Origin of the sequence: Alcaligenes sp. SORT26 (genome assembly GCF_017377875.1) — a bacterium.
Lineage (GTDB): Bacteria > Pseudomonadota > Gammaproteobacteria > Burkholderiales > Burkholderiaceae_B > Alcaligenes > Alcaligenes parafaecalis.
This window is the reverse complement of sequence record NZ_CP070975.1, coordinates 3,658,285-3,672,106: the sequence shown is the minus strand read 5'-3', so window position 1 is coordinate 3,672,106 and position 13,822 is coordinate 3,658,285. Positions and strand designations below refer to the sequence as shown.

Sequence of the window (13,822 nt, the reverse complement as noted above, 5' to 3'; positions counted from 1 at the left end):
TTCTTTGAGCAATAAATCATGAACACCCCTATCACCCTGACTCCCCAGCCCCTTAGCCCCGAGGCCTTTGCACCTTATGGCTGGATGTTGGGTAAAGGTTTGGCCACTGCGCCTGCGACGGCTGCCTTCAGCAATGCCGCCACTGACTTCTGGCACGAACATGCGTTTGACACAGGCCCAAGCGGTCAGACCGAAGTGTTATGGGTGAATTACCGGATTCAGGACCCGAACATCACCGCTCTGGAAAACCATCTGCTGACGCAACAGGCCCTGATCCCGCTGACAGGTGAAGTGATCCATATCGTGGCCGAGAGCAAAGCCGAAGGCGGCCCGGACCTGTCCACACTGAAAGCTTTCCGCCTCCCTCAAGGGCAAGGCGTGTGCATGCGTCCCGGTTGCTGGCACAGCAGCCGTGTTGCCGGGGGTGAAGTAGCCTGTTTGATGTTGACGCGCATCTCTACCACGGTAGATCTGGTCGCCCATTTGAACGAGGGCAAACCCGCTGTGGAAAGCGAGCTGCGTCCTCTGGAACAGAGTGTGGTGGTGACTCTATAAAGTAGCGGGTGCAGAGCGTAAAAATCGCTCTGCAGGACCCAAAAATCAAAACGTCGATGCCGCGCCGTATTTCAGCGCCAGCTCAATAAAAGCGCGCATCGCTGCAGATTGATAGGCGCCCTTGCGCTGCATCAGAATGGCCCGCCGTTGCGGCGGTGCCGGGTCCAGACTAACCGCCACCAGATACTCACTATTACTGGCAATCGCGGCAGGCAACAAGGTCGCCAAACCCGTGCGCCGCACCACCTCAATCACGGCATTGAGCGAGTTCGATTCCATCGATACTTTCAAGTCCAGATCATGCTGGCGGCAATGGCGTTCAATCTGCCCACGCGTGGCAAATTCCGGTGTCAGCAACACCAGGGACTCACGCATCAAGGTGTCTCTATCAATGCTGCGCCGCTCTGCCAAAGGGTGTGTCCGGCTCATCACCAAAGCCAGCGTCTCTACCAATAAAGGCTGAAACTCCACCGCGGCCGACGTCGGCTTCTCAAAAGCAATACCAATATCCAGCTCGTCTTCAACCAGTTGCGTTTCCACGCGCTCCTGCAGCATTTCCTGCACCACCAGCCGCACATTGGGATAACGCCGATAGAAAGCCTCTACCAAAGGACCGATCAGGTAAGACGTAAAGGTAGGCGCCACAGCCACCCGCAAAGAGCCTCGGCTCAGATCGCTAACATCGTGCAGCGCCCGCCGCCCTTCCTCCAGGTCCTGCAAGGCCTGACGGGCATAACGCAAATACACCTCGCCCGCATCCGTCAGACGCACCAGTCGCCCAGTACGGTCAAACAGTTGCGCCCCCAAGTGTTCTTCCAACTGCCGCACCTGTTGCGACAGAGCGGGCTGTGACACATGCAAGGCACGTGCTGCACGGGTAAAACTTTGATACTGGGCAACCGCCAGAAAGTAATTAAGATGGCGCAAAAGCATAAGGGGCCTTTGTATAAGCAAACCCAATGGAAAGCATCAGAAATCGGTATTTTACCTTATGACCTTGAAAGGGTAATCTTCTGTTCAAGCCGAATAACAAGGACAAGGATGAAAGACATTATCGACGGTTTCCTGAAATTCCAACGGGAAGCCTATCCCAAGCGCGCCAAGCTCTTCAAAAATCTGGCCACACAACAAAACCCCCGCGCTTTGTTTATCTCTTGCTCCGATAGCCGTCTGGTTCCCGAGCTGGTGACACAACGTGAACCCGGCGACCTGTTCGTGATTCGTAACGCTGGCAATATCGTGCCTTCTTATGGCCCGGAACCCGGTGGTGTGACGGCCTCGGTCGAGTACGCCGTCTCCGCCCTGCGTGTGTCTGACATCGTGATCTGTGGTCACTCCGATTGCGGTGCCATGACCGCCATCGCCACCTGTCAGTGCCTGGATCACATGCCTGCCGTGGATCACTGGCTGCGCTACGCCGACTCGGCCCGCCTGGTCAATGAAGCCCGTACCCACGCCAGCGAGCAAGATCGCATTTCCTCCATGGTGCGTGAAAACGTCGTGGCCCAATTGGCCAATATCCAGACACACCCCTCGGTGCGTCTGGCCATGTCCGAAGGCCGCCTGACCTTGCACGGCTGGGTCTATGACATTGAGTCGGGCACCATCGACGCCTATGACGGTGGCAGCATGAAATTTGTGCCCCTGGCGGATAATCCGAATGTGTGTGTAGCGCCGTTGGTACGCGGCTAAACCCACCCGGAACCAAACCAGAAACGCCATGCTTTTGCATGGCGTTTTTTTATTGCTCTCCGCTAGCGTTTATCTTGCCAGTGAAACAGTGTGCCCGGCTGTGTCAGGAATAAACGCCCCCTTACTATGATGGCCAGTGATCCGATGATCTTTTCATCCACCAGTTTCATCCGAGTCGCTATTCAGGGCTGAAGGCCACGACACAAAGAGCAAAGGACTGTTCAGGACTTGCTACTCGGGAACTCTTTTTAATGGCTGATCCATGAAAAAAACTTGCCTTGCCTTGGCCTTGATGGCTTTGCATGCTGGAACACAGGCCCAAGCCTTTTCCAATACCTACTTCATCGGCGACAGCCTGACTGACAGTGGTCAATTTGGCTCGCGCTTTACCACCAACCCTGGTCAGGTCTGGTCCCAGGTACTGGCCCAGAAATTGGGAACCGATGCGACCCCAAGCAGCCAGGGCGGCAGCAACTACGCCGTCGGTGGAGCACGCGTAGCCGTAGACGAACGTCTGGACCCTAGCAGCCCTCTCGGCCCCACCAACCCGCCCCTGCCCGCCATGACTACGCAGACAGCTCAGTTACTGGCCATGCACAACGGACGCCTGGACGGACAGGCTCTGTACACCGTGTGGGGTGGCGCAAATGACTTGTTTGCCGCAGTCAAGGATCCGTTCAATATGTCCCAGATCGTGGCGGACTCCGTTGGCAATCAAGCTGCATTGATCAATACGCTGTCGCAAGCGGGCGCACGCTACATTCTGGTTCCCAATATCCCCGACCTGGGTATGACCCCGGAATTCTCCGGCTCGCCGATCAGCGCGGGTATCGCCACCTTGCTCAGTGACAGCTATAACCAGGCGTTCAACCAGCAGCTAAGTTCCAGCTCCGCCAATATCATTCCCTTGAATGTCTCGGCGCTTTTGCACGAAGTGGCTGCTGACCCGCAAGCCTACGGTTTCACCAACGTCAATACAGCCGCTTGCGGCAGTGTGTCTTCCCGCCTGTGTACGCCCGCCGATCTGCTGGCTCCCGGCGCAGACGAAAGCTATATGTTTGCTGATGGCGTGCATCCTACTTCAGGTGGTCATGCCGTCATTGCCGACTATGCCCACGCCGTCGTCAGCGCCCCCAGTCAGGTAGCCATGCTGGCCTCTGCAGCGAATACCGCCGGGCAGATGCAGATGCAGCATATTGATCGTCGACTGCAGACCATCAGCTCGTCGCTGGATAGGGATTTGGCCGTCTGGTTCCAGGGAGAGGCGATCACGCGCAACAGCAGCAGCGCGAACTCGCGTCTGGATGGCACGCAAGCCGCCTGGAAGCTGGGTTTGGACAAGCGTCTGGATGACTGGACGGTCGGTGCCTACTTGTCTTATGAAAATCTGGATGGTGATACAGACGAAGAAGGCACCTACAGCCAGAAGCGTCAGTCGGCAGGTCTGTACGGTCGCTGGCAAGCCGAAAATCTGTGGGTCAACGCCCAGATTTTCTACAGCGATCTGGATAACAAAACCCGCCGTCATCTACGTCTGGGCGCCGCCACGCGTGAACACCAGGCCAAAGCAGGTGGTAGCCAGTACGGCGGCAAACTCAGCACTGGTTACGACTGGCAGGCCGGGGCGGTAACCCACGGTCCACTGTTGAGCTTGAGCATGCAGAAATCCAAGATCAAGGCCTTGTCAGAAGATGGTCAAGGGCTATCGACCTCCATGGGTTTTGATGCCCAGGACCAGACCTCCGTACAAAGCAGCCTGGGCTACCAGATCAATGTTGCTGTCAGCAATAAGTGGTCCGTGTTCGCCTCCGCAGAGTGGCTGCACGAGTTCAAGAAACCGGCAGCACTGCTGGGTGCGCGCTTGCAGGACGGCGTCTACAACAACCGCCACTTCTACCTGCCTACAGACCAGGAGCGCGTGCGCGATACAGGCCTGCTGGAACTGGGCACCGTAGGTCAGCTCAGCAATAACTGGACGCTGGGAGCGGGCGTCAGCACTCAAGTGGGTAAAGGCACCAGCGCACAAACGGCCTTGTACCTGAATACGGCTTACCGCTTCTAAGCCTGCTTGTATTCAAAACTATTGCGGCATCCGGGCCAGGCCCGGATGCCGCAATTTCAATCTGCCTTGTGTACCTGAGTTCTGATCAAGCCAGTAATGAATCCAAGGTCTGATTCAGCGTTTCCAGAGGGGTGCCGACAGCCGGTAATTGCGTCACTTTTCGGCCATCAACAAATAGCAAGGTCGGGTAGGATTGCACGCCCAAAGCCCGCGCCAAAGCAAAGTCCGCCAAGGCTTGCTCCCTGCCAGAGCCGTCGGTCAAATGACGCCGTACGGCCTCCACATCCAAACCATTAGCAGCCGCAATCTCCAGGCAGACCTCCTGATCAGACAGACTGCGCCCATTCAGGTAAAAGGCCTGCTGCAATTCGTGTATCCAATGAATAGCCCGTTGGGGATCCTGATCACGTAGCACCGCCACCGCCGTCGCCGCATCCAGTGAATCCATGACCGTCGAGCCCTCTTCGGCCAAGGCTTTGTAAGCTGCCCCAAATGTCGCCCCTGTCATCTGAGCGATACGCTCGTTGGACTCGGAAATATAGGGGTAACGGGACATGGGAGCAGCCCGTTCGCCCACGAACAGGCCACCCGAAACGGCTGTAAAGGGAATACGGTGTTTGTTGGCCGCCTCGAACTCGACCATGCGTTCGGCAAAACCCCAGCACCAACCGCAATACACATCCTGCACATACACAATCGAACGGGCGGGTAAATTGAATGTGTTCATGACTATCCCTCAAGGTGGTCCGGTCTTCCGGAAACTGAGCCTTATTTTAGTCGGCATCGATCTACTTGGTAGCAACACTTATGCAGGATCGGCTACCTCAACGACTCTATCAAGGTCCACGCCGCTCAGTCCGTGATATCAAACTCCCCAAGAGCAGTAGTGATCCAGACCCCACACCCTGCCCCACCAGCGGGCCAAGCCCTTTGCCCCAACAGCCAAATGCTTTTATAGTGTGACTTCGATTCATTTCCCGTGAGGTATTCGTCCAATGCGCCACTAATGCCGCCGTCCCTTCGACGGCCAGTCTCCACCAGCCCCCATCACGCAGGGGGAGTTCTTGGCATTAATGGAAGCATCACGTATGACGAATCCTTATCTGACGCTGGAAGGCGTCTCCTATACCTTGCCACAAGGCAAGACTCTGTTTACCCAACTGAACGAAACCTTCGACTCGCGGCGTACAGGCCTGGTCGGACGCAATGGCGTGGGCAAAACCATTCTGGCTCAAATCCTGGCCGGGCAGATTCAGCCCAGCAGCGGGCGGTGCCTACGCTCGGGCAAAGTGCACTATCTGGCGCAGCAAGTTAGCTCTGTCAGTGGTTTGCGCGTAGCTGATCTGGCGGGCATAGGTCCCACCCTGGATGCCCTTGCCCGGATTGAAGCAGGCAGTAGCGCAGTCGAAGATTTCAATCTGGTCGAAGACCGTTGGGATATTCGGCAGCAACTGCAAGAGGCGCTGGAACGCAATGGACTGGGACATCTGAATGCAGAGACGCCTGCCGATACCCTAAGTGGCGGTCAGGCCATGCGGGTCTCGCTCATCAATGCCTTGCTGTCTCAGGCAGATTTCCTGATCCTGGATGAGCCTAGTAACCACCTGGATCGCGACAACCGACTTGCCCTGATCGAGCAATTACGACACTGGCCCCACGGCTTGCTGGTTATCAGCCATGACCGTCAACTGTTGGACACAATGGAACGGATTGTGGAACTGTCCTCCCTGGGACTGCGCAGCTATGGCGGCAACTACAGCCACTACGCCGAACAGAAAGCACTGGAACAGCAAAGCGCCATGGACCAGTTGGAGCACCGCAAACTGGAGCGCCAACGAGCCGAGCACACCATGCAAGAGCAGCGCCAGCGGCAGGAACGTAGACAGGCACGCGGCAATCAACAAGGCAAACAAGCTAATCAGGCCAAAATCTTGCTGGACAGGCAAAAAGGCCGCAGTGAAACCACCACCGGAAAACTGCGTCAGCAACATGTTACGGCTCAAAAGCAACTGGCGCAGCGCGTACATGAGGCGGCTGAGCTGATCGATAAAGACACGGCCATTAATCTGCATGCCCTGCCTGTGATGCCACAGACACGCCAACGAATCGTCGAGCTGGATGAGGTGAGCTTGCCGTTTGTCCCGACGCAGCAGCCCCCCCTCAATCTGCTCTTGAGTGCTCAGCAACGCGTCGGCGTGATCGGCCCAAACGGCTGCGGGAAGTCCACCTTGCTCAAACTCATCGCAGGCCAATTGGAACCCGTGGCAGGTATCTGCAAAGTAGTGCTACAGCATGTTTATCTGGACCAAGGTCTGGCTGATCTGAATCCTCAACAAACCGTGCTGGAGCAGCTCCAAGCCGTCAACCGCAAAAGTAGTGAAGGGGACCTGCGCATGCGTCTGGCGCAACTGGGCCTGGATGCCCAAAAAGTCACCGGCCCCAGCGGGGCCTTAAGTGGTGGCGAGCGTCTGAAAGCCGCCTTGGCCTGCGTCCTGTACGCTGATCCCCCGCCACAATTACTGCTTCTGGATGAACCGAGCAACCACCTGGATCTGCCTTCCACCTTGGCCCTGGAAACCATGTTGAGCAGCTACCAGGGCACGCTGATGGTGGTGTCGCATGACGATGCCTTCATGAACAACCTTGGGCTAACGGAACGGCTGGAATTTAGTGAAGAAGGCTGGAGGTTGCTACCTTGGTAGCGGCGCAAAACATAAGTGGCACTCCCCCCGCTATCTGGACGGCAACCACTGATGGCGGTGGGTCCGAGGGCCAAATTCAGGGCGAACTCTTACAAAGACTGCTTAAGGTTCCCAAGTAACTCCTGTGCCAAGCGCTCTACGTCCTCGCCCCTTGTATCCCAGCGGTCAACCACCTCACCGATATAAGCCAGACGCGCATATTCCAACGTCCTGGCCAGGTCCAAAGGCAGCTCGGGAATAGCCCACGCTGCCGCCTGCTCTTTAGTCACAAAGTCCCCGTGCACGCCTGTGCGCCACATCCGTGCCAGGGTCAGCAGAACATTACGCTCGTCTCCCCGCAGCCCTTCGTACAAAGGCTCTGCGCCATCCCGCATTGCCTGGCGTATATGCTCAATCGGCGTGGCGGGAACCTCAGCCAGCACATCCCTCCCCCACAACAACTTCGCCTGCTGGCAAGCCTGAGCCAGAAGCAATGTGTATTCCGGATCAGCGGCGGCTTCAGACAAGTAGCCTTCGTTGAAAGCATCCCGCAACCATTCGCCGTAGATAAACTCCACCTTGGCCGGATGCATATTGCGTTGAAGATCAGCCAGACGACACACCACCAGCTCGATACAACGCGGACCACCCGGCGTAGCGGGATGGGGGGTAGAGACAGGCAACAAAGCCGCAATCAACTCCTGACGCTGTGTGTCTGACAAAGGAGCATCGGCCACCGCCAATATATCCAGATCGCTTTGTGGCTTGAGCCCGCCAACCACAGCCGAACCGTGCAGATAGAGAGCTTGCAAATCAAGGTTCAGGATTTTTTGCACAAGCGCCAAGACAGCCTGCAACTGGCTGTTCGAGTTTTCTAAATCCAGCATTCAACAAGATCTCTTCAAAAACAGTATTAGCGACACAATCGGGGCGAGCAGGGAAGCACCGGTTTATTAAACTAATATGTTGCTTGAACAAGCAGCGGGGGGATGATCAGGCGATTGCTTGAATGGGCTTCTGACAAGCCAAACACATACGTGACTACCTTCTTGAACGTCACTTTTTCACCCACACTGACAAGTCCACGCTCGGCTCGCGCTACTGCATCCAGAAGTGCCAGATCTGCAATGCCCTGCTTACGGGCAACCCGCTCGAACCATGCGCTTTTTGAAAACTCTCACCACAGTCTCAAGCGGAATCTATAACACTAAGTATTATAGATAATGGCAGAAAAATGGCAGGCGCCTGATAGCAGGGGCCTGCCACATCTACACCACTTGCAAGAAGCTTAGACGTTAAACAGGAAGTTCAGCACGTCGCCATCTTTGACGATGTATTCCTTACCTTCAGCGCGCATCTTGCCCGCTTCCTTGGCACCTTGCTCACCCTTGCAGGCTACAAAGTCGTCAAAAGCGATGGTCTGTGCACGAATGAAGCCGCGCTCGAAGTCGGTGTGGATCACGCCAGCGGCTTGAGGGGCGGTGTCACCCACGCGGATGGTCCAGGCGCGAACTTCTTTGACGCCTGCGGTGAAGTAGGTTTGCAGGCCCAGCAAGCTGTAGGCAGCGCGAATTACACGGTTCAAGCCAGGTTCTTCCATACCCAGATCGGACAGGAATTCGATCTTGTCGGCGTCGTCCAGTTCGGCGATTTCGGCTTCGACGGCAGCACATACGGCCACAACAGGAGCGCCATCAGCAGCAGCGTAACTCTGCACGGCTTCCAGGTGGGGGTTGTTGGTGAAGCCGTCTTCTTTCACGTTGGCCACGTACATGGTGGGCTTGGCGGTGATGAAGCCGTAGGATTTGATCTGCAACAGTTCGTCTTCGTCCAGCTTCAGCGAACGTACGGACTTGCCTTGACCCAAGGCTGTCTCAATACGCTCCAGCAAGGCTACCAGTTTGGTCGCGTCTTTGTCGCCAGAGCGGGCCAGCTTCTGGTTGCGGTGTACCGCTTTTTCCACGATACCCAAGTCAGCCAATGCCAATTCGGTGTTGATGATTTCGATGTCAGCCAGGGGGTCCACTTTACCGGCAACGTGAATCACGTTGTCATCGGCAAAACAGCGCACCACGTGCACGGTGGCATCGGTTTCGCGGATGTTGGCCAGGAATTGGTTACCCAGGCCTTCGCCCTTGGATGCACCGGCGACCAGACCAGCAATGTCTACAAATTCCACCACGGCAGGCAGAATACGCTCGGGATTCACGATCTTGGCCAGATCTTGCAAACGCTGATCAGGAACTTCGACCACACCGACGTTCGGTTCGATGGTGCAGAAGGGGTAGTTTTCAGCCGCAATGCCGGCTTTGGTCAGAGCGTTGAACAGAGTGGATTTACCAACGTTGGGCAAGCCAACGATGCCGCATTGCAGTGCCATGAGTATCCTGAAAATCAAAGAGTTATAAAACGATGCGCTATTGTAGCGCCCTTGGGCGCTGCAGGGCCTGCAGACGGCTCAGAACAGTCGTGCCGGGGACACAGGATAGCGCGTGGAGATGCCGATTTGCTTAGACGGGGATGCCGTCAAAGAGCTTGAGCAAGCCAATAATCAGCAAGACCGGACCGCCATTGAAGATGGCGTGCAACACAATCGACGCGCCAATGCCGCGACGCACGCGCAGCCAGGCCAGTACCAGACCCGTCATACATTGGGGTAGTACCAGCATGGGCAACAAGAACCAGCTCGTGCTGTTGAGCTGAAAGTTATACAAATGCAGCGCCCCAAAGGCCAGGGTCATGCCGTAGAACACCCAGGGGAACCAGCGCCAATAACGCCGCATGGAGGAAAATCGCCAGGCTCGCCCTTGCAAGGCCGCCAGGAGCTTGCGCCACCAAGGACTTCCTGCGGGTAAGGCGGTACGAGACAGGCCGGTGTAACGGCTAATCCATAGCGCCAGCCCCAATGCCAGCAAGGCCTGCATGAACCAGCTTGGGCCCTGGAACATCAAGAGCACCGCCAGCGGGACTACCGTCAGCCATTGTGATGGCCGTCGGAGTACAAAGCGGAAAACCAGCTCTTCCACGATGGGTGCCCAGATGATGGCTTGTACCCAAGGAATATTAGTAGGGTCCAGCCGGTGTTGAGCACCGCCTACTCCTGCTACGGAGACCGCAATCGGCCCCAGCACCAGAGCGTTAATCAGCCACAGCATGCCCGCCCATTGCAGCATGCGCTTCCAGGGCAAGGGAGCAAACCAATCCAGATACCAGCCATCTCCTTGCACTCTGCCGGGCAAGCGCCGGGCGCTACGGGGATGACGCAGAAAATGGAAAAAATCTTTGAGTTCGTCCCGGAAACGCATCTGGCTGCTTGGCGCTGGCGTCATGCTTCAGGCCTTCTGCGGCGCGTGAAGCTGGCGGGTCGCCTGTTCAAAGTCGCCACGCAGCAAAGCAGGCATCATGATGCGGCAACGGTTCATACCGTCTTCAATCTCGCGCAATTCTTCATTGCGGGGGGTATGCAGCACGAAGTTCACCACTTGCTGGGCCAGCCCCAAGGTACGGGGATGACCGATACCCAGGCGTAAACGCCAGAAATCCGGTGTACCAAACGCGGACTGAATGTCGCGCAGGCCGTTGTGCCCAGCGTGTCCACCGCCTTTTTTCATCTTCACCTGACCGGGCAGCAAATCCAGCTCGTCATGCAAGACCAGCACTTGCTCGGGTTTGAGCTTGTAAAAACGCATCAAAGCACCGGCGGCTTGCCCGGACTTGTTCATGAAGGTAATGGGTTTGGCGATGATGACGTTTTCACCTTCAAAACGCGCTTTGGCCACCCAGGAGAAAAAGGACTTTTCCAGGTTGAACGTCGCATGCAAATCATCGGCCAACTGGTCTGCCAGCCAAAAACCCGCATTGTGACGGGTGGTTTCGTACTCGGGGCCAGGATTACCCAGGCCGACAATCAAACGGATAGGCTCAGACATGAATGTTTTCGCAGGAAGCAGCTACATCGGCAAGGATGCAGGCACAAATAACAAACCCCCGCCAGCATACGCTGACAGGGGTTGATTCGCCAAGCTGTCTGCCGACCGAAGCCAGCAGGCAATCTTGATTACTCGGCGCTTTCTTCTGTTTCTTCCGAAACAGCAGCACCACCACCAACTGGCAGAGCAGCAGCCAGCAGAGGGTTGGCGTCGTTGCCAGCGTAAGTCACACCACGTGGCAGCTTGATGCTGTCCAGGTGCAAGTTGGCGTTGGCAGTCATGCCGCTCAGGTCCACAGTGATGGACACAGGCAGGTTACCTGGCAAGCAGGTGATTTCCAGGTCGGTCAGGATGTGGCTGATAACTTGGCTGCTCAGCTTGACGGCTGGGGACACATCGCCACCTTCAAAGTTCAAAGGAACTTTGGTGGTGATGGCTTGCGAAGCCAGAACGCGTTGGAAATCAACGTGCAGAACTTGCTGCTTGTATGGGTGCCACTGAACCGAGCGCAACAGCACTTTTTCAGCTTTACCGTCCAGTTCCATCGTCAGGATGGAAGCGTGGAAGGCTTCTTTGCGCAGGTTGTGGTAAGTCTCGTTATGATCCAGAGAGATCACGACGGGCTGTTCTTCGCCACCGTAAACAATAGCAGGAACTCGGCCAGCGTGACGCAGGCGGCGGCTCGCACTCGTACCTTGTACATCACGCGACGTAGCGGTGAATTTCATGGAAAACTCCAATTTGCAGGATCATCAGATCACTGCGAAAAAACGGTAGTTGCCTACCTAGTTGACGTGTGCCGCGACCAGCACACGCTAAAAAAACTTAGTCAGTGAACAAGGAGCTGACGGACTCGGCGTTCGAGATACGCAAGATAGTCTCGCCCAACAGTGCTGCACAGGACAGTTGGCGGATCTTGCTGCACTCGCGGGCCTTGGCGGACAAAGGAATCGTGTCCGTCACAACCAGCTCGTTCAATTGAGAATGCGTAATACGTTCGATGGCCTCGCCCGAGAGCACTGGGTGCGTACAGTAGGCGTAAACCGCCTTGGCACCACGCTCTTTCAGCGCTTCAGCCGCCTTGCACAGCGTACCGGCCGTATCCACCATGTCATCCATCAGGATGCAGGTGCGTCCGTTGACGTCACCAATGATGTTCATGACTTCGGAGACGTTGGCGCGTGGGCGGCGCTTGTCGATAATAGCCAGATCCACTTCCAGTTGCTTGGCCAGTGCACGTGCGCGCACTACACCGCCGATGTCAGGCGAAACAACCACCATGTCCTGGTAGTTACAGCGCCAGATATCGCCCAGCAAAATGGGGGAAGCGTAGATATTGTCGACAGGGATATCGAAGAAACCCTGGATTTGGTCAGCGTGCAGATCCATCATCATGACGCGATCAACACCAACCACTTGCAACATATTGGCTACGACCTTGGCAGAGATCGACACACGCGCCGAACGGGGGCGTCGATCCTGGCGGGCGTAACCAAAGTAAGGGATGGCAGCAGTGATGCGACCGGCCGAAGCACGGCGCAAGGCATCGACCATCACCATGATTTCCATCAGATTGTCGTTGGTGGGAGCGCAGGTGGGTTGCAGAACAAAAACATCGCGACCGCGCACGTTCTCGTTAATTTCAACCATGGCTTCCCCGTCAGAGAAGCGACCCACCGTCATTTTCCCCAGCGACATATCAAGGTGGTTGACGACATCGACAGCAAGGCGAGGATTAGCCGTGCCGGTGAAGATCATGAATCGGTCTTGTGCCATGATGGGAGATAGATTTTTGATGCAGGAAAAGCAAAGCTGTTGATCGGGACCTCGTTAAGGCAACGACTCAACAGCTTTACATTATCGCAGGCTAGGCCTGAAAGGTGGCTGGGGAAGAAGGATTCGAACCTTCGCATGCTGGAATCAAAATCCAGTGCCTTAACCAGCTTGGCGATTCCCCAAATACTTACTTAATCCAGTAGCGTAGTGGATGATCTTGCAATCCAGAACAAACCCAAGTTTGTTCGACCAGCAACTTATCACCACTTATTTCTGTGCTACCAGAAAAATCTATTTTACTGCTATTTCGGTCAATTTCAACTTGACCGTTCATGGCACTTTGTTTGTCTCTGCACTCAACAAACAAACAAGAACCTGAGCCCGTCATTCTAGCATTCAATTTTAAACTTTGCAAACCCTGTTTTAAATTTTCTAAATCAGGATAAAGACTGAATGCGACTGACTCCAGATTGTTTCTGCCAAAATAAGGATTGTTGTCCTTGGCTTGCCAGAATTTTTCTTGCCAATCAGTAAAGAACGTCATTGTGATAGGTTTCTCATCACGTGTCAAGCATTCGGAGCTAAATATTTTCCCGGTGGATATAAATTGTGGTGGCCGGATGATCAGGTAATCCCGGGGAGGCATCTGAATAGCTTGCAACTGCTCGCCTACCCCTTCGGCAAAAGCGGCCTGCCCAAATACGAATACGGGAACATCGGCGCCCAAGGGCAAGGCAATATCCATCAGGGCCTGACGGCTCAGACCCAGCCCCCATAAGCGGTTCAACGCGATCAAGGTGGTAGCCGCATCGCTGGAGCCTCCTCCCATGCCTGCACCGGAAGGAATGTTCTTGATGCAAGAGATGTCCACGCCCTGATGGGTCCCGGTCGCCCGCTGCAAGGCACGGGCGGCTTTGATGACCAGATCTTGTTCGGGCTCTACATCGCTTAAGGTGCTGTGTGCCCGATGGATCTGACCATCACTGCGCGGCACAAAGCTCAGGTAGTCATTCAGATCAACAAAACGGAAGGCCGTTTGCAGGAAATGGTAGCCGTCGTCTCGACGGCCCGTGACATGCAAAAACAGATTGATTTTGGCCGGAGCCGGGACGTGATAGAGCGCCATT

General features: G+C 55.7%; 14 protein-coding genes and 1 tRNA gene. 4 read left to right on the top strand and 11 right to left on the bottom strand.

Features of this window, described 5'->3' with window-relative positions:
* Window positions 1–18 precede the first annotated feature (18 nt).
* Entirely contained in the window at window positions 19–555 is a 537-nt protein-coding gene (locus tag JYG33_RS16725) for an ureidoglycolate lyase (protein WP_207873278.1), read from the top strand.
* A gap of 45 nt (window positions 556–600) precedes the next feature.
* On the opposite strand, the gene cynR is transcribed toward JYG33_RS16725, so the two are convergent.
* Complete coding sequence (gene cynR, locus JYG33_RS16720; RefSeq protein WP_207873277.1) at window positions 601–1,488, bottom strand: transcriptional regulator CynR; 888 nt, start codon at window positions 1,486–1,488, stop codon at window positions 601–603.
* Window positions 1,489–1,596: 108 nt separating this feature from the next.
* On the opposite strand from cynR, the gene JYG33_RS16715 reads away from it, so the two are divergent.
* Both JYG33_RS16715 and JYG33_RS16710 read left to right on the top strand, forming a co-directional pair.
* Window positions 1,597–2,247, top strand: a complete 651-nt coding sequence (locus JYG33_RS16715; protein ID WP_207873276.1) for a carbonic anhydrase — start codon at window positions 1,597–1,599, stop codon at window positions 2,245–2,247.
* A 262-nt stretch (window positions 2,248–2,509) separates the two neighbouring features.
* Entirely contained in the window at window positions 2,510–4,309 is a 1,800-nt protein-coding gene (locus tag JYG33_RS16710; protein WP_207873275.1) for an autotransporter domain-containing protein, read from the top strand.
* A gap of 85 nt (window positions 4,310–4,394) precedes the next feature.
* On the opposite strand, the gene JYG33_RS16705 is transcribed toward JYG33_RS16710, so the two are convergent.
* A complete protein-coding gene (locus JYG33_RS16705) occupies window positions 4,395–5,036 on the bottom strand; it encodes a DsbA family protein (RefSeq protein WP_207873274.1) in 642 nt (213 codons plus the stop codon).
* 361 nt (window positions 5,037–5,397) lie between these two features.
* Here JYG33_RS16705 and JYG33_RS16700 point away from each other — a divergent pair, with 361 nt between their 5' ends.
* On the top strand, window positions 5,398–7,011 hold the full coding sequence (locus tag JYG33_RS16700; RefSeq protein WP_207873273.1) for an ABC-F family ATP-binding cassette domain-containing protein: 1,614 nt from the start codon (window positions 5,398–5,400) through the stop codon (window positions 7,009–7,011).
* 89 nt (window positions 7,012–7,100) lie between these two features.
* Here the strand turns inward: JYG33_RS16700 and JYG33_RS16695 are convergent, their stop codons facing one another.
* The 9 genes from JYG33_RS16695 to ispE form a co-directional block, all read right to left on the bottom strand.
* Entirely contained in the window at window positions 7,101–7,877 is a 777-nt protein-coding gene (locus tag JYG33_RS16695; RefSeq protein ID WP_207873272.1) for an aminoglycoside adenylyltransferase domain-containing protein, read from the bottom strand.
* Window positions 7,878–7,948: 71 nt separating this feature from the next.
* The gene (locus JYG33_RS16690; RefSeq protein ID WP_243430354.1) at window positions 7,949–8,101 is read right to left on the bottom strand and encodes a hypothetical protein; all 153 of its coding nucleotides are present in this window, start codon (window positions 8,099–8,101) and stop codon (window positions 7,949–7,951) included.
* A gap of 177 nt (window positions 8,102–8,278) precedes the next feature.
* The gene (ychF, locus tag JYG33_RS16685; RefSeq protein ID WP_207873271.1) at window positions 8,279–9,370 is read right to left on the bottom strand and encodes a redox-regulated ATPase YchF; all 1,092 of its coding nucleotides are present in this window, start codon (window positions 9,368–9,370) and stop codon (window positions 8,279–8,281) included.
* A 130-nt stretch (window positions 9,371–9,500) separates the two neighbouring features.
* Window positions 9,501–10,319: a CPBP family glutamic-type intramembrane protease gene (locus JYG33_RS16680; protein WP_207873270.1), complete on the bottom strand. Its 819-nt coding sequence runs from the start codon at window positions 10,317–10,319 to the stop codon at window positions 9,501–9,503.
* A gap of 3 nt (window positions 10,320–10,322) precedes the next feature.
* Entirely contained in the window at window positions 10,323–10,919 is a 597-nt protein-coding gene (gene pth / locus JYG33_RS16675; RefSeq protein ID WP_207873269.1) for an aminoacyl-tRNA hydrolase, read from the bottom strand.
* Between the two features lie 128 nt (window positions 10,920–11,047).
* Window positions 11,048–11,647 carry a 50S ribosomal protein L25/general stress protein Ctc gene (locus tag JYG33_RS16670; protein WP_207873268.1) on the bottom strand — a complete coding sequence of 200 codons (600 nt, stop codon included), beginning with the start codon at window positions 11,645–11,647 and terminating at the stop codon, window positions 11,048–11,050.
* 97 nt (window positions 11,648–11,744) lie between these two features.
* Window positions 11,745–12,695 (bottom strand): ribose-phosphate pyrophosphokinase, encoded by a 951-nt coding sequence (locus tag JYG33_RS16665; RefSeq protein ID WP_042483022.1) that lies wholly within the window; start codon window positions 12,693–12,695, stop codon window positions 11,745–11,747.
* Between the two features lie 105 nt (window positions 12,696–12,800).
* A tRNA-Gln gene (locus tag JYG33_RS16660) sits at window positions 12,801–12,877 on the bottom strand.
* 5 nt (window positions 12,878–12,882) lie between these two features.
* Window positions 12,883–13,821, bottom strand: coding sequence for a 4-(cytidine 5'-diphospho)-2-C-methyl-D-erythritol kinase (gene ispE / locus JYG33_RS16655; RefSeq protein WP_207873267.1), 939 nt, complete (start codon window positions 13,819–13,821; stop codon window positions 12,883–12,885).
* Between the last annotated feature and the right edge of the window lies 1 nt (window position 13,822).

What these genes read in the sequence shown, in the direction of transcription:
- JYG33_RS16725 (WP_207873278.1), top strand. Translation starts at nt 19, where the DNA reads ATGAACACCCCTATCACCCTGACTCCCCAGCCCCTTAGCCCCGAGGCC.
- JYG33_RS16700 (WP_207873273.1), top strand. Translation starts at nt 5,398, where the DNA reads ATGACGAATCCTTATCTGACGCTGGAAGGCGTCTCCTATACCTTGCCA.
- JYG33_RS16670 (WP_207873268.1), bottom strand. Translation starts at nt 11,647, where the DNA reads ATGAAATTCACCGCTACGTCGCGTGATGTACAAGGTACGAGTGCGAGC.
- ispE (WP_207873267.1), bottom strand. Translation starts at nt 13,821, where the DNA reads ATGGCGCTCTATCACGTCCCGGCTCCGGCCAAAATCAATCTGTTTTTG.
- JYG33_RS16695 (WP_207873272.1), bottom strand. Translation starts at nt 7,877, where the DNA reads ATGCTGGATTTAGAAAACTCGAACAGCCAGTTGCAGGCTGTCTTGGCG.
- JYG33_RS16710 (WP_207873275.1), top strand. Translation starts at nt 2,510, where the DNA reads ATGAAAAAAACTTGCCTTGCCTTGGCCTTGATGGCTTTGCATGCTGGA.
- JYG33_RS16680 (WP_207873270.1), bottom strand. Translation starts at nt 10,319, where the DNA reads ATGACGCCAGCGCCAAGCAGCCAGATGCGTTTCCGGGACGAACTCAAA.
- cynR (WP_207873277.1), bottom strand. Translation starts at nt 1,488, where the DNA reads ATGCTTTTGCGCCATCTTAATTACTTTCTGGCGGTTGCCCAGTATCAA.
- JYG33_RS16715 (WP_207873276.1), top strand. Translation starts at nt 1,597, where the DNA reads ATGAAAGACATTATCGACGGTTTCCTGAAATTCCAACGGGAAGCCTAT.
- ychF (WP_207873271.1), bottom strand. Translation starts at nt 9,370, where the DNA reads ATGGCACTGCAATGCGGCATCGTTGGCTTGCCCAACGTTGGTAAATCC.
- pth (WP_207873269.1), bottom strand. Translation starts at nt 10,919, where the DNA reads ATGTCTGAGCCTATCCGTTTGATTGTCGGCCTGGGTAATCCTGGCCCC.
- JYG33_RS16665 (WP_042483022.1), bottom strand. Translation starts at nt 12,695, where the DNA reads ATGGCACAAGACCGATTCATGATCTTCACCGGCACGGCTAATCCTCGC.
- JYG33_RS16705 (WP_207873274.1), bottom strand. Translation starts at nt 5,036, where the DNA reads ATGAACACATTCAATTTACCCGCCCGTTCGATTGTGTATGTGCAGGAT.